Origin of the sequence: Halarchaeum sp. CBA1220, assembly GCF_003721175.2 — an archaeon.
GTDB lineage: Archaea > Halobacteriota > Halobacteria > Halobacteriales > Halobacteriaceae > Halarchaeum > Halarchaeum grantii.
Genome location: NZ_CP054709.1, coordinates 171593 through 185372, shown reverse-complemented (window position 1 = coordinate 185372; position 13780 = coordinate 171593). Strand labels below are relative to the sequence as shown.

Annotated in this window: 14 protein-coding genes; 5 read left to right on the top strand and 9 right to left on the bottom strand. The window is 67.3% G+C overall.

Annotated elements, in window-relative coordinates; all coding sequences use genetic code 11:
* Positions 1-222: 222 nt before the first annotated feature.
* Genes EFA46_RS14185 through EFA46_RS14175 form a run of 3 tightly spaced genes read left to right on the top strand, consistent with a single transcriptional unit; the run spans position 223 to position 3333 of the window.
* Positions 223-1500 carry a Dyp-type peroxidase domain-containing protein gene (locus EFA46_RS14185; RefSeq protein ID WP_123078639.1) on the top strand — a complete coding sequence of 426 codons (1278 nt, stop codon included), beginning with the start codon at positions 223-225 and terminating at the stop codon, positions 1498-1500.
* Positions 1493-2536: an iron transporter gene (locus tag EFA46_RS14180; RefSeq protein ID WP_123078637.1), complete on the top strand. Its 1044-nt coding sequence runs from the start codon at positions 1493-1495 to the stop codon at positions 2534-2536. The genes EFA46_RS14185 and EFA46_RS14180 overlap by 8 nt, the downstream gene beginning before the upstream one ends.
* Positions 2533-3333 (top strand): sulfite exporter TauE/SafE family protein, encoded by an 801-nt coding sequence (locus EFA46_RS14175; RefSeq protein WP_255494155.1) that lies wholly within the window; start codon positions 2533-2535, stop codon positions 3331-3333. Before EFA46_RS14180 ends, EFA46_RS14175 begins: the two co-directional genes overlap by 4 nt.
* An 18-nt stretch (positions 3334-3351) precedes the next feature.
* Here the strand turns inward: EFA46_RS14175 and EFA46_RS14170 are convergent, their stop codons facing one another.
* From EFA46_RS14170 to EFA46_RS14155, 4 genes are all read right to left on the bottom strand, one after another.
* Positions 3352-4731: a hypothetical protein gene (locus EFA46_RS14170; protein WP_123078633.1), complete on the bottom strand. Its 1380-nt coding sequence runs from the start codon at positions 4729-4731 to the stop codon at positions 3352-3354.
* Positions 4728-5240: a helix-turn-helix domain-containing protein gene (locus tag EFA46_RS14165; protein ID WP_123078631.1), complete on the bottom strand. Its 513-nt coding sequence runs from the start codon at positions 5238-5240 to the stop codon at positions 4728-4730. The genes EFA46_RS14170 and EFA46_RS14165 overlap by 4 nt, the downstream gene beginning before the upstream one ends.
* A gap of 68 nt (positions 5241-5308) precedes the next feature.
* On the bottom strand, positions 5309-5632 hold the full coding sequence (locus EFA46_RS14160; protein WP_123078629.1) for a hypothetical protein: 324 nt from the start codon (positions 5630-5632) through the stop codon (positions 5309-5311).
* Positions 5622-6824, bottom strand: coding sequence for a PQQ-binding-like beta-propeller repeat protein (locus EFA46_RS14155; protein ID WP_123078627.1), 1203 nt, complete (start codon positions 6822-6824; stop codon positions 5622-5624). Before EFA46_RS14155 ends, EFA46_RS14160 begins: the two co-directional genes overlap by 11 nt.
* Before the next feature lie 40 nt (positions 6825-6864).
* On the opposite strand from EFA46_RS14155, the gene EFA46_RS14150 reads away from it, so the two are divergent.
* Positions 6865-7668, top strand: a complete 804-nt coding sequence (locus tag EFA46_RS14150) for a tyrosine-type recombinase/integrase (protein WP_123078625.1) — start codon at positions 6865-6867, stop codon at positions 7666-7668.
* Between the two features lie 187 nt (positions 7669-7855).
* Here the strand turns inward: EFA46_RS14150 and EFA46_RS14145 are convergent, their stop codons facing one another.
* Genes EFA46_RS14145 through EFA46_RS14130 form a run of 4 tightly spaced genes read right to left on the bottom strand, consistent with a single transcriptional unit; the run spans position 7856 to position 11182 of the window.
* Entirely contained in the window at positions 7856-8530 is a 675-nt protein-coding gene (locus EFA46_RS14145) for an ABC transporter permease (protein ID WP_123078623.1), read from the bottom strand.
* A gap of 1 nt (position 8531) precedes the next feature.
* Complete coding sequence (locus tag EFA46_RS14140) at positions 8532-9515, bottom strand: ABC transporter ATP-binding protein (RefSeq protein WP_123078621.1); 984 nt, start codon at positions 9513-9515, stop codon at positions 8532-8534.
* Positions 9512-10231: an ABC transporter permease gene (locus EFA46_RS14135; RefSeq protein ID WP_123078619.1), complete on the bottom strand. Its 720-nt coding sequence runs from the start codon at positions 10229-10231 to the stop codon at positions 9512-9514. The genes EFA46_RS14140 and EFA46_RS14135 overlap by 4 nt, the downstream gene beginning before the upstream one ends.
* A gap of 3 nt (positions 10232-10234) precedes the next feature.
* Positions 10235-11182: a glycine betaine ABC transporter substrate-binding protein gene (locus EFA46_RS14130; protein ID WP_255494154.1), complete on the bottom strand. Its 948-nt coding sequence runs from the start codon at positions 11180-11182 to the stop codon at positions 10235-10237.
* A 228-nt stretch (positions 11183-11410) separates the two neighbouring features.
* On the opposite strand from EFA46_RS14130, the gene EFA46_RS14125 reads away from it, so the two are divergent.
* Positions 11411-12190 carry an IclR family transcriptional regulator gene (locus EFA46_RS14125; protein ID WP_123078617.1) on the top strand — a complete coding sequence of 260 codons (780 nt, stop codon included), beginning with the start codon at positions 11411-11413 and terminating at the stop codon, positions 12188-12190.
* A 48-nt stretch (positions 12191-12238) separates the two neighbouring features.
* On the opposite strand, the gene EFA46_RS14120 is transcribed toward EFA46_RS14125, so the two are convergent.
* Complete coding sequence (locus EFA46_RS14120) at positions 12239-13753, bottom strand: aldehyde dehydrogenase (RefSeq protein WP_123078615.1); 1515 nt, start codon at positions 13751-13753, stop codon at positions 12239-12241.
* Between the last annotated feature and the right edge of the window lie 27 nt (positions 13754-13780).

Below are 13780 nucleotides of genomic sequence, written 5' to 3'. Positions count from 1 at the left end.
AGCGGAACGCGCGCAACCACCGTCGGGATCGGTCGGGGTCTTCCGACATCGTACTGTGCGATGGTGTTGTGTACGGTACCTTCTATGGATCGGTCGTTCGAAGACTTTCGACCAGCGTACCAGACGTTTCAGGCGCTCATAGCGACGATACGTCATCTTTCGGAGTACCGATTCGATGCCCGTACCAGAACCACCATTGTCGGTGGTTGCATCGGCGTACCTATGACTGACCACGGTGGCCGTGGCATCGAGCGTCGGGCGTTCGTGAAGTCGGCGCTGGCGATCGGTGGCGCGAGCGCGCTCTCGGCGTGCTTGGAGCGGACGGACGACCACGACGTGCCGCAGGGGAGCGCGGAGTCGCTGCCGGAGCGCCAGCACGCGTGGGGCGACTACGTCAAGCGCGACGAGCACGGGAACGCCGTCCCCGTCCCCCACCGCCTCCTCCTCCTCCTCGACTACGACGGCGACGGCACCCCCACCGCCGACGACCGCGACACTGTCGAGCGCGCGCTCGACACGCTCGATTCGGCGTACGCGTGGCGTCACGACGGCCTCCTCTCCACGATGGCCTACTCCCCCGCGTACTTCGCGCGCTACGACGAATCGCTCCCCGAGCGCGTCGACCTGCCCGCGCCCGAGGCGCTCGCGTCCTTCGAGGACCCCGCCCTCGACACGGCCGACGCCGCCCTCCACCTCGCCAGCGACCACGCCCACGTCCTCCTCGCCGCCGAGCAAGCCCTCACAGGCGAACAGGACACCCTCAACGGCGTCACCGTCGACGCCTCCTTCGACGGCGTCTTCTCGGTCGCGGAGCGCCGCACCGGCTTCACCGGCGACGGCCTCCCCGCCGAGAACCAGGACGTGCGCGGCGTCCCCGACTCCGAACCCGTCCCCGAGGACGCCCCGCTCTACATGGGCTTCAAGTCCACCTTCGAGAAGACCCAGGCGAGCGAGGACCGCGTCACCATCGCGGAGGGCGCGTTCGCGGGCGGCACCACCCAGCACGTCTCGCACATGCTCCTCAATCTCCAGCAGTGGTACGAACAGGACGACCGCGAACAGCGCGTCGGCAAGATGTTCTGTCCCTATCACGCCGAGCACGACGTCGTCGAGGGCGCCGGGGACAACCTCGGAGCGGACGCGAAACTGGAGAAGGCGAAACCCGCAGCGCGGGCCGCCGACGAGGACGGCGTCGTCGGGCACAGCCAGAAGATGGTCTCGCTGCGCGAGGACGGCCGCCCGATCATCCTCCGCCGGGACTTCGACTCGACGGATGGCGGGCACGCCGGCCTCCACTTCGTCAGCTACCAGCGCACGATCGCCGACTTCATCGACACTCGCGACGCCATGACCGGTGCCGACCTCGCCGCCGAGACGCCCGTCGGCCAGCGCAACAACAACGGCATCCTCCAGTACATGACCGTCACCAGCCGCGGCAACTACCTCGTCCCACCACGCTCGAAGCGCGCCCTCCCCACCCCTGGTGGTGCCAATGCGTAGACGACGCGCCCTCTCGACCGCCGGTACGCTCGGTGTGGCCGCGCTCGCCGGCTGTACGGGTCTGTTTAACCTCGAGGAGCGCGCGTTCAGCGCACCGCCGGTCGTCGAGAACCGGCCGAACGCGGTCTACTACCCGTCACACGTCGAGCAGATGCAGATGGTCGGCATGGCGACACAGGGCGACTACGCGTGCGCACTCAGCTACACCTACCCGCATCGCTTCTGGCTCGTCACCGGCGCGGATACCAACCGCGTCACCATCGGGTCAGAAGACACGATGCATCTGATGGTGTCGATCTGGCACCGTGACTCGGGAACCATCGTCTCCGACGTCGCACCGAGCGTCCATCTCACCGGGCCGGACGGTGGGACGGTTTCGAACGCTCCGTGGTCGATGCTCTCCCAGCCGATGGGCTTCCACTTCGGGGACAACGTCCAACTCCCCAAAGAGGGCACGTACGACGTCAGCGTCGACGTCGGCGCGCCGTCGGCGACACGGACGGGAACGGTCGCGGACGCCCCGGATTCGCTCTCCTTCGACTTCACGCTCAACTACGCCCGCTCGACGCTCCGCGACGTCGAATGGCGTCGGCTCCCCGAGAAGCAGGGCACGCGCGGCGCGGTCGAGCCGATGGACATGAAGATGTTGCCCTCCGGTGCCGTCCCGACGGCCGAGGCCGTGCCCGGGTCGGTACGCGGACGGGGCTCCATCGGCGATTCCGACGTAGTCGCGGCCGTTCTCGATGACGCGACGCGGTTCGGCGGCAGCGAGGACGACACCTATCTCGTCGTCTCCCCGCGCACACCCCATAACCGCTTCCCGCTCCCGGCGATGGGGGTGAACGCGGTTGTCGAGGGCACCGACCACGACCTCACAGAGACGCTCGATTCCACGCTCGGCCTCCACTACGGCGCCGTCCTGGATGCGGACCCGGCGAACGTCTCACTACGCGTCGCGATGCCGCCCCAAATTGCACGCCACGAAGGGTACGAGACCGCCTTCCTCGAAGCAGGCGCCGTCGGGCTGGACTCGTGAGCGGCGCTATCAGTACACTGGTGCCGCTCCACGCGGGCGGCGTTCTTCTCTCGAATCGGCCGGTCGAGCTGGGGGTCTTCCTCCTCATCGGTCTCTTCGGTGGCGCACACTGCCTGGGGATGTGCGGACCGCTGGTCACGACGTACGCCGAAGCGTTCGCGAGCGATGATCGTGGCCCCACGTGGGTCGAGATCCGCCAGCACGTCCTGTTCAACGCCGGTCGGACCGTGAGCTACGCGCTCATCGGCGGCGTCTTCGGCCTGCTCGGAGCGGCGTTGTACTCGGTCGCCGGCAGCGTCCTCGACGCCGCTCGCTGGGCCCGCGTCGCCTCCGGCCTCCTCGTCGGTGTGTTCGTCGTCGCCACCGGGGTCTCCTACCTGACGGGGCGGGGCGACCTCCTCGGGCACCTCTCCACTCCCCTCGACGGGGTGTTTCGCACGCTCTCGACACACGTCGACGAGTGGGCGGACTCCCCACGGATCGCCGGCCTCGGCTTACTGCACGGTCTCCTGCCCTGCCCGCTCATCTATCCAGCGTTCCTCTACGCGTTCGCTCGCGGGAGCATCACGACGGGAGTTCTCTCGCTCGCCGCGCTCGGGCTCGGAACGATTCCCGCGCTCTTCCTCTATGGAACGGTGCTGGGGACGGTCGACGAACGGCTTCGTACGCGTCTGCATCGCGCGCTCGGCGTCGCGTTCGTCCCCATGGGTTGGATGCCGATCGCGCACGCACTCGCTGTGCTCGGCGTCCCGGTTCCCCACCTCGAAGTCCCCTACTATCAGCCGTTGACGCCGTAGCGGGGCGCACGGCCAACGTCACATCACGACGGGTTGGGAGATGATCCAGAGGGAAAGCACCGTGTAGGCGATCATGAGCGCAACGAGTGGCGCGTGGGCGCGCCACGCCCGCCGTCGGTCGTCGTAGCGTGCGAGCGTCGCGTAATGGGCGGCGACGACGGCGATGACGTGCCCGACGACGATGACGACCACTTCGAACCCCCAGTAGGCCTGGACGGAGAGCCACGCGAGCGGCGCGAACGAAGCCGAGAGACCGACGCCACCGAGCGCGAGTTCGAGGGCGCGCGCTGCACGCGTCACGACGTACGACCCGTAGTGCGCGAACTCGTAGGCGACGGCGATCGGGAGGGTGCTCGGCGCGACTCGCAACGCCGTCGCGGTGACGTCCTGACCACCCCCGAGTCGGTCGACGGCTGCGGCTGTGAGCGCGAACGTCACCAGAAACCCGAGGAAGCCCACGAGATAGAGCGAGATACCGACGGCGCCGTAGGGGACGCCGAGCGCGTCGTGCGTCCAGAAGAGGAGTGCGCGGAAGACGGCAGTCGTCGCGAAGCCGTCGAAGCTGATGGTGTAGACGGCCGCGACGACGAACGCGGCGCGCCCGAGCGACGCGACGGGCCGCGCGCAGGCCGCCCACGGTGCACGAAGCGTCACCCGGAGTCGACCCGCGTCCCGATAGACGAACGCCGGGGCAACGCGCGCAAGGAGGTCGAGCAAGACGCCGATCGGATCGGCGTGCTCGCGCCACGCTGGCCCGACGACGAGGAGACCGCCGAGCATCCAGCACGCGTAGCCCGCGAGTAGCGCGGCAGTCCGGGAGGGCGACTCGGGGAGAACGGTGAGGTTCTCGAGAACGCCGATGAGGAAGAGGAAGCCCACGAGTGCGGGCCACCCGCCGAGGCGAGAGACGTCCCGCTCGAGGAGCGTGATCGTCCGCCCCTCGAGTCGGCAGAGCCACTCGTAGACGGCGTTCCACGGCGCTGCGGTTCGCCACGGCGAGCCGAGGAGTGCGGCGACGAGCGCGAGCCCGTCGAACGCGAGCGCCCACGTCACGAGCGTCGCGACGTTCGACGACCGCAGTTGGCGACCGACGAGACCCCGGTAGAGCAAGAGAGCGAAGCCGACGACGGAAAGCACCTGCACGAGCGCGACGAGGACGGTGGTCCCCCGCGTCCCGAGGAGGGGACGAGTGCGCTCGTGGGTCGCCGCGTTCGCGACGAGACGCATGGACGCGGCCGCGGTCAGAAGGACCGTGACAGCCGCTCCGGCGTAGAGATACGCGAGTGGGATCGGTGCGGCGAAGCGCGACGCCTGAATCTGATGAGCGCTCGCCGTCCCGCTGAGAACGAGCAGGCCGACGAACGCGACGAGGACACGGGAGGCGATGGTGCGCGTCATAGCTCGAAGACGGTATCGGCGAGTCGGAGGAAGCGGTCGACGAATCGGTCGCCGACCGATGGGGCCACGGTTTCGAGAACGCGCGCCGTTTCCGCTGGGTGGACGACCTCTAGCGTGATGCGATTTCGGCTATCGCGATCTTTCCGAACGATATCGTGCGTGGTGAGATGATCGAGGTGGTGTTCGAGCGTGCTGCGCGCGACGTCAGTCTCGTCGGCGACAGTCGCCGGCGCGCTCGGTCCTCGCTCGAGGAGAACGAGCAGAACGTCGCGGGCAGTCTCGCGGCGCGCGAGCGCGAACGCCGCACGATCCCACGAGGGACAGTCAGTCGGGTAGTAATGGGTGCGGCCGTAGAACTCCACACGGTCGAGGTCGCCATCGCGGACGAGCCGATGGAGGTGATACTGCGTCTGCCCGGTCGCGAGATCGAGTGCCTCCTGCAGTCCTGAGAAATGAACGCCAGGGTGGTCTGTGACGTACGAGGTGAGTCGGGCGCGCTGATCAGTCACGGCGAATCACTCGACGGACTCCTCATTACTACTCCTCTCTTCAGGAGACGGGTACTAATGTCGCCCCATCATCGGCCTGCCTCTCGTTCGATGGTGCGGGCGTAGTAGACCGCTGCGAGGACGAGTGCCGATTGGACGAGAACGAGGGCGTGCTCGACGAGATGATGGGTTCGCTCTGTCACCATACCCAGCACCTGCAGGACCGCGATGAGCGAGTAGCCGAAGAGCGCACCGAACGACGCGACGAGCAAGAGCACGGACCGGGTCCGTCGACGGGTGTACGCGGCCAGCGAGAGCGCGAAAAGGAGTGCGCTTACGCCGAGCGAACCGACGAGTAGGGCATCCAAGACCGGTGTCGCGGCGGTCGTGGTCGGGGCGAGATCAGGCTGCATGGTAGGAAAGAGCGACGACGCGTCCGTCACCGTACATGATAACTATCTCCTCAGCCCCATCATTATCGATGTCGAAGAGCGTTGGCTCCGCCCAGACTGCGACGTCACGCCGATACGACGCGCGGACCTCACCAGTAGTCGGGTTCATCACGTGGACGGTGCCGCCGTTCGTGACCGCAACGACCTCCGATGAGCCGTCGCCATCGACATCGCCGATGGCGGGCGGGGGGAGCATATTCGCGTCGATACCGAGTTCGGTCCGCCATTCCGTCGCACCCGTCGCGACGTTCAGCGCGGCGATGGCATCGCCACCGCTCCCGACGTACACCTTCGGTGTGTCGCCGTTGTCACCGCCCGACACGTGGCCGAGCGAGGGGCGCGTTCGGTCCTCGCGCTGCCACAGCTGCGTACCATTCGCGGTGAACGCAGTGACGGTCGAGCCACCGGAGGCGATGACGATATCTCGGCCGTCGTGACGGCCGGCCGCGAGCCACGTCGCCCGAGCGGCGCGCTGCCAGACGACGGTCCCGTTCGCACTGAAAACCGTGACGTTCGAGGTCGAGCCAATCGCGACCGTCGGCTCGCTAGTGCCCGGGACGTCGATCCGCTGCGGGTTCGCTAAGACGGTCTCGTTGATGTCGTGGCGCCACGCAACGCTTCCGTTCGCGGTGAGCGCGAACACCATTCCTCGAAAGTCCGGTTGCACGACGAGGGGCTGTGGTGACCCGAGAACGACCGGCCCGGCGTAGCCGAAGGACGTGAGGTTCTGTGTCCACTCGGTCGATCCGTCGGTGGCATTGTAAACGTAGAGGCGGTTTTCCGTCGTCGGGACGAGAACGTCGGCGTTCCCGTCGCCAGTCGCGTCCGCAATGACACCGTCACCGATGCCGTGAATCGCACACCGGTCTGGGTCAATAGCGCGCTGCCACCGGATCGAGCCGTTCGCGTCCAGCATCGTCACTCGACAACGCGCGTTTTCGCCGGCGACCGCACTCACGGGCGCGACGATGTCGATGCGACCGTCGCTTACTGCCGCAGTGGCCGGATGGTGGTTCACCTGATTAGGACGGGGCGTTTCCGAGACCCACTCAACGCTGAGTGTCCCCGCTGACTGATTGACGAATCCGTAGCCAGCGACACCACCGAGTGCCAGAAGGACGAGCACCAGCACAACGGCGGTCCGAGTACGCATCACCGGAAAAGTCGACGTCTCTCCGTTAAATACTGTCGGGATGGTGGGCGCATTCGACGCGCGTACCAACCAGTTGGGGACGATCACCTCGAAGAAGAAGTACGTCTCCGCCGTCAAGAGCTGGTATACGTTCCTCGTCGAGATGGGACGCGGGCTCTACAACCCAGCCGAGAATCTGCTGAATCGCTTCGGCTGGGACGAAGACCCCATCTACGACCATCCCGCCCTCTCACGGGAGGACCTCAGCGCGCTCCTCGACGTCGCGAACCACGAGAAACGCTTCCTCCTGCTCGCGCTCGCCGGCTGGGGACTGCGACCCGTCGAGGCCTGCGAGTTGCACGTCGACCAGCTCGAGCTCGATCCCGACGAGGGCGACGTTCCCTACATCGCCTTCGAGGCTGGCCAGCGCAAGAACGCCCGCCGGACACGCAACACGGTCGAGCTCCTCGTCGGCGTCGACGCCATCACCGAACGCATCGACGTCCTCGCCGAGGATGACGACTGGACGGGCTACCTGTTGCCGGGGCAGTCCATCTCGCGGCCGATGTCCACCCAGACGGCGCGGCGCTGGCTCCGCGCTCTCGGCGAGCGCGCCGACGCCACCATCGGCGGCAACCACCCGCTCCCGAAGATGGGACGGCAGACGTGGTACCGTCTCTACCGCCAACAGCGCCCGACCATCGAAGCCGGAACCGCCGCCGTCGCCGTCTCGCAGAGGTCGCGGGACGCGTCGGTATCGGAACGAAACTATCTCGACGAGCGGACGCGCCGGCAGGCCCGCGCCGACGCCATGCGTGACCTCGTCCAAGCGGAGTTCGCAGACATCTTCGAGCGGGACCGCTGAGTGCGCTCTCTCGACTCGGGGTTCAGTCAGTCGAGGGGCACTCCGTAGCCCCACTCCAGGAAGTCGGTTTCGCCGTCGCTGGGATAGGGGACCACAATCATGGGTGTCTCCGAAAGCCGGTAAGGGGGGGTTTCCGGACTGGAGAATACCGTATCTCGTGGGATCCGCCGAGAGAAAAGTGTACGGCTCAGGCCACGACCTGTGACGTGTTCGGGCTGGTGGTGCCGAGACGGGATTCCGCGAGCGCCAGCACGAGGTCGAGCGTGATCGCGAGGAGCGCGCCGGGGACCGCGCCAGCGACGACCTGTGGCATGTTGAAGAGGTTGATGCCGCTAATGACCCAGACGCCGAGGCCACCACCGCCGATGAAGAACGCGAGGTACGCGGTGCCGACGTTGATGACGATGCTGGTTCGGATGCCGGCGAAGATGACGGGGACGGCGAGCGGGAGGCGTATCTTGCGCAGGCGCTCGGTGGCGGTCATCCCCATCCCCTTCGCGGCGTCGATAGTGCTCTCGTCGACACTCTCGAGGCCTGTAATGGTGTTGACGAGCACGGGAAGGAGCGCGTAAATGAAGAGCGCGACGAGCGGCGGGACGAGTCCAAGGCCGAGTATCGGGAACATGAGCGCGATTATCGCCAGCGGCGGGACGGTCTGCGCGACGTTCCCGAGAGAGAGAATCGGCTCCTTCAGGCGCTCGTAGCGGACCGCGAGCACGCCGAGCGGGACGGCGACGGCGATAGCCACGGCCTCCGAGACGAGGACGAGCAGGAGGTGGCGCTGGAGGAGCCCCCAGAAGGTCGGGAGGTTCTCCGAGAGGTACGTCATCCCCTCGAGAAAGGTAGCGAGTACGCCCGCCATCTCAGCGCCCTCCCGAATCGAAGTACGAGCGGACGTGCGCCTCGGAGACGACGCCGACGACGTCGCCGTCCTCAACGACGGGGAGCGACGCTTCCTCGGTGCCGAGCAATTCCGTGAGCGCCGCCTTCAGGCTGTCGTCGACGTGGACGCGACGACCGCCGTCGGCCGCCGTCATCGCGTCCGCGCCGGCTTCGGCCACGCTCACGTAGTCCTCGGCGGGCTCCATGACGTCCGCGACGGTCGTGATGGAGAGGCGCTTGAACGTCTGGTTCTCCCCGATGAACTCCTCGACGAACTGGTTTGCGGGATTCGAGAGGATTTCGGCGGGCGTGTCGTACTGGACGATTTCGCCCACGTCGAAGATGGCGATGCGGTCGCCCATCTTCAGCGCTTCGTCGATGCTGTGCGTGACGAAGAGGATGGTGGTGTTGATGCGCTCCTGGATGTCGAGGAACTCGTCTTGGAGGTTCTCGCGCGTAATCGGGTCGAGCGCGCCGAACGGCTCGTCCATCAGGAGAACGTCCGGGTCGGCGGCGAGCGCGCGCGCGACGCCGACGCGCTGGCGCTGGCCGCCGGAGAGCTCGCGCGGGTACTGCTCGCGGTAGTCGACGGGGAGGTCCATGAGCTCGAGGAGTTCGTCGACGCGCTCGTCGATGCGCTCGCGCTCCCAGCCGACGAGTTCGGGGACGGTCGCGATGTTCTCCCCGACCGTCAGGTGGTCGAAGAGGCCAATCTCCTGGATGACGTAGCCGATTTCGCGGCGGAGCGCGACCTCGTCGTATGATTGGTTGTCGGTGCCGTCGACGTAGACGGTTCCCTCCGTCGGGTCCTCGAGGCGGTTGATGAGCTTCATGCTCGTCGTCTTCCCGCAGCCCGAGGGGCCGACGAGGACCGTCGTCGTTCCCTCCTCGACCGTGAAGTCGATATCCTTGATCGCCGTGGTGCCGTCGTCGTAGACTTTCGTGACGCCGTCGAATTCTATCATCGTATCGCCCTCCTGATAAGTCGCGTGCTCGCGCGCGGACGTATCCGCTCGCCGTTCCGTAACCGCAGCAGTTGTTCGACCGTCGCAATGCCGTAGTCGGCAGCAAGCGCGAGCGCGGAGACGACGACCGTCGCGACGAGTATCGTCACCGAGTCGCCCTGCCGGATGCCGTTGAAGATGAACTCCCCGAGACCGCCCGCGCCGATGAACGCGCCGACGGCGGCGACACCGACGACGATGACGACGGCGTTCCGCACGCCCGCGAGGATTATCGGGAGCGCCATCGGTATCTGAATCCGCCGGAGGCGCTGCCAGCGCGTCATGCCGAGTCCACGGCCGGCCTCCGTCGTCGCCTCCTCGACACCCGTGAGGCCGACGTAGGTGTTCCGGATGATGGGGAGTTGCGAGTAGAGCACGAGCGTGAAGACGACGGGCGGACTGCCGATACCGAGGAACGGAACGAGGAGGCCGAACGCGGCGAGACTCGGTATCGTCATCGCGATGCCGGCAAGCCAGAGGACGGCGGTCGCGGCGCGGTCGTCGTAGGTGATGAGGACGCCGAGCGTGACCGCGATGGGCACGGCTACGAGGACGGTTTCGGCCGTGATGATGACGTGCTCGACGAGTCGCGTGACGAGCAGGCCGAGGTTGTCGCGGACGAACTCGACGGATGCACCGAGGAGCGCGGGTGCGACGGTGAGTGCGGGGTCCGCCATCGGCTAGATGATTCCCTCGCTCTCGAGGAACTCGGTCGCGACGGTCTGGACGTCCGCGCCCTCGAGCGAGATGCGGGAGTTGAGGTCGATGACGGTCTCCTCACTGTCGAGCGCGGCCATCGGCGCTTCGAGGGCGTCCGCGACCGCGGGGCGCTCCTCCACGACGTCGACGCGCGCGAGCGGCGCCGGGTTGTACGGCGCGAAGAACTGGCGGTCGTCCTCGAGGACCGCGAGGTCGTACTTCTCTATCTTGGGGTTCGTGGTGAACACCATCCCGACGTCGGCCTCGCCCTCACCGAGCACTTGGTAGGTGAGGTTCGCGCCGATCTTCCGTATCGTCAGGTCCTCGGCGGCGTCCGCGAAGCCGTACGCCTCGGTAAGTCCCGGCCAGCCGTCGGCGCGCTCCGCGAACTCCGGCCCGAGAACGACCGAGAGGTCCGTGTTCCCGCTGTCGAGGTACGCAGCGAACTCGGAGATGGTCTCGACGCCGGTCTGCGCCTGCCAGTCGGGGCGAACGGCGAGCGCGTACGTGTTATTGAACGTCGCGCGCTGGAGATACGCGAGGTCGTGTTCCTCGCGTAGCTCCGTCTTCGCTCGCTGGTACAGCTGTTCGGGGTCCTTCAGAGTCTGGTCGTGCTTCGGCGGGATGGTCGCGTACGCGCCGGCCGTGTAGAGGTGATAGAAGTCGATATCACCGCTCTTGAGCGCCTGAAAGCACTGCATCGAGCCGCCGAGCGAGAGCTCGTTCGTGACGTCGAACTCAGTGTTCGCCTTCAGCGACTCGAAGCCGAGGTAGCCCATGAGCTTGGCCTCCGTCCACTGCATCGACGCGGCCGTGATCGACGTGTCGGTTCCACCCATGACGCCGCTACAGCCGGCGAGAGAGCCGATGAGTGCGGCTCCGGACGCGCCGGCCCCCTGTCTGATGATGTCGCGCCTCGTGGCCATCATACAGAGTGTGTAATCGAATTATTCTCATTTAAAACTTTGCATGCTCGTTGTCGACTATCGAGAAAAAGAGGAAGAATACTGTTCTTTGCTTTAGGGTACTTTAGACCAATTTAGTAGGACGTGATGATGTATTTCGTCCGATTTGCTCCAGTTGTTTGGCCTTTTTAGTCATATACATTCTGGATTGCCGAATAACTATTAAGTGGTATGGAGATAGTGTTACTGGACATGCAACCAGACGCGAGGAACCCGGTGAAGTCCTTGTTGACGATGGACGACGTCGTCGGCGCGCTCGACGAACTCGACGGCGCGCGCGTCACCGAGGTCGCGGCGCACATCGAGCGCCCGCAGAGCGTCGTACACAACCACCTGAACACGCTCCGACAGCTCGGGTACGTCGTCAAGCCGGACGAGGAGTACGCGTTGAGCCTGCGCTTCTTCGAGCTCGGGGAGCGCGCCCGACACCGCCACGCCCTCTACGAGGCGGCGCGCCCCGAAGTCGAGAAGCTCGCCGCGGACACGGGCGAGCTGATAACGCTTCTCGTCGAGGAGCACGGCCTCGGCGTCTACCTCGACGTCCGGCAGGGCGACAGCGACATCCGGTATCCGGCGATGCCCGGGAACCGCATCCACCTCCACTGCTCGGCCGTCGGGAAGGCGATTCTCGCCCACCTCTCGGAGGGCGCGGTCGACGAGATACTCGAGCGACACGGCCTCCCCGCGCAGACGGCCGAGACGATCACCGAGCGCGACGCGCTCCGGCGCGAGCTCGAGACCGTCCGCGAGCGCGGCCTCGCCTTCGACAAGCAGGAGTTCCGCGACGGCCTCGAGTCCGTCGGCGCGCCGATAACCGGGCAGGACGGCGACGTGCTGGGGGCGCTCAGCGTCGCCGGGCCCGCGCGCCGGATGCACGACGAGCGCCTCGAGAACGACCTCCCCGAGCGGCTGCGCCGCGCCATCAACGTCATCGAGTTGAACCTCACCGAGCCGAACATCAACGTCTCGTGAGCGCGGTGGACGCGAGCGGAGACGCCCGGCGTCACGACGGCCGTCGCCTCAGAGCGTCGGCTCGTCGAGGTTGACGTAGACGCTCTTCGTCTGCCGGTAGTGGTCGAGCGCGTCCTCACCGAGGTCGTGGCCGATGCCGGAGCGCTTGAAGCCCGAATAGGGCGCCTCCGGGAGGATCGGGCCGTACTCGTTGACGTAGACGACACCCGCCTCGAGGTCGGCGGCGGCGTGATGCGCGAGGTCGCTCGACTCGGTGGCGACGCCGGCGGCCAGCCCGAACGGCGTGTCGTTGGCGATCTCGATGGCCTCCTCGTAGGTCGCGAAGGACTGAATCGTCTGGACGGGACCGAAGATTTCCTCGCGCGCGATACGCATATCGTTCTCGACGTCCGTGAACACCGTCGGCTCCACGTAGTAGCCGTCGGCGAGCGCGGCGTCCTCGGGGGCGGCGCCGCCGGCGCGGAGCGTCGCACCCTCCTCGACGCCGGTCTCGACGTACTCGCGGACGCGCTCGCGTTGCGCGGCGGACGTGAGCGGGCCCATCGTCGTCCCCTCGGCGAGGGGGTCACCGAGCGCGTAGGACCGCGCGCGCTCGACGAAGCGCGCCGTGAACTCCTCGCGGACGTCCTCGTGGACGAGCGCGCGCGAGAAGGCGTCGCATATCTCGCCCGTGCCGTAGAAGACGCCATCGGCGGCGGCTGTGACTGCTTTGTCGAGGTCCGCGTCGGGGAAGACGACGAACGGCGACTTCCCGCCGAGTTCGAGCGTCACCGGCGCGACGTGGGCGGCCGCGGACTCCATCACCTGCGTCCCGGCGTCCACGCTCCCCGTGAACGACACTTTCCGGACGTCCGCATGGCCGCTGAGCGCCTCCCCGGTCGGTCGCCCCGGCCCGGTGACGACGTTCAGCACGCCGTCCGGGAGGACGCCCGCGGAGAGTTCGGCTGCCCGGAGCACCGAGAGCGGCGCGTCCTCGGCGGGCTTGAGCACGGCACAGTTGCCGGCGGCGAGCGCGGGCCCGAGCTTCCACGCCGCCGCCCAGAGCGGGAAGTTCCACGGGATTATCTGCCCGACGACGCCGTACGGCTCGTGACGCGTGTAGAGGTGGACGTCCTCGTGGGCAGGAATCTGCTCGCCGGTCTGCGAGCGCACCACGGAGGCGTAGTACTCGAGCGTCTCTACCGCGCCCGCAACCTCGCCGCGGACGTCCGCGAGCGGCTTCCCGGTGTCGAGGCATTCGAGGCGCGCGAGCTCCTCGGCGTGGTCGTCGAGCCGGGACGCCCACTCGAAGAGGCGCGACGAGCGTGTCGCAGGCGTGGTCTCCGTCCAGCCGCCGTCGTAGGCGTCCCACGCGGCCTCGACGGCGGTCTCGACGGCCCCGCTGTCGCAGACCGGCACGGTCGCGAGCACCTCGCCGGTCGCCGGGTCGCGCGTCGCCGTGGCGTCCGCGCCGGCGCGCTCCAGACGCCCGCCGTCGACCCACGGGTCGGTGGCGTCGACGACGTCCGCGCGGGCGTCCCGGTGGCGCTCGAGGAAGTCGTCGGCGCTCGACGGCGCGCTCATCGTACCCCCGCCTGCGTCCGCGGTGTC

Excerpts from the sequence above, each read along its gene's own strand:
- EFA46_RS14140 (WP_123078621.1), bottom strand. The coding sequence starts at position 9,515 with ATGATAGAATTCGACGGCGTCACGAAAGTCTACGACGACGGCACCACG.
- EFA46_RS14145 (WP_123078623.1), bottom strand. The coding sequence starts at position 8,530 with ATGGCGGGCGTACTCGCTACCTTTCTCGAGGGGATGACGTACCTCTCG.
- EFA46_RS14170 (WP_123078633.1), bottom strand. The coding sequence starts at position 4,731 with ATGACGCGCACCATCGCCTCCCGTGTCCTCGTCGCGTTCGTCGGCCTG.
- EFA46_RS14150 (WP_123078625.1), top strand. The coding sequence starts at position 6,865 with ATGGTGGGCGCATTCGACGCGCGTACCAACCAGTTGGGGACGATCACC.
- EFA46_RS14180 (WP_123078637.1), top strand. The coding sequence starts at position 1,493 with ATGCGTAGACGACGCGCCCTCTCGACCGCCGGTACGCTCGGTGTGGCC.
- EFA46_RS14120 (WP_123078615.1), bottom strand. The coding sequence starts at position 13,753 with ATGAGCGCGCCGTCGAGCGCCGACGACTTCCTCGAGCGCCACCGGGAC.
- EFA46_RS14135 (WP_123078619.1), bottom strand. The coding sequence starts at position 10,231 with ATGGCGGACCCCGCACTCACCGTCGCACCCGCGCTCCTCGGTGCATCC.
- EFA46_RS14185 (WP_123078639.1), top strand. The coding sequence starts at position 223 with ATGACTGACCACGGTGGCCGTGGCATCGAGCGTCGGGCGTTCGTGAAG.
- EFA46_RS14160 (WP_123078629.1), bottom strand. The coding sequence starts at position 5,632 with ATGCAGCCTGATCTCGCCCCGACCACGACCGCCGCGACACCGGTCTTG.
- EFA46_RS14130 (WP_255494154.1), bottom strand. The coding sequence starts at position 11,182 with ATGATGGCCACGAGGCGCGACATCATCAGACAGGGGGCCGGCGCGTCC.
- EFA46_RS14155 (WP_123078627.1), bottom strand. The coding sequence starts at position 6,824 with ATGCGTACTCGGACCGCCGTTGTGCTGGTGCTCGTCCTTCTGGCACTC.
- EFA46_RS14125 (WP_123078617.1), top strand. The coding sequence starts at position 11,411 with ATGCAACCAGACGCGAGGAACCCGGTGAAGTCCTTGTTGACGATGGAC.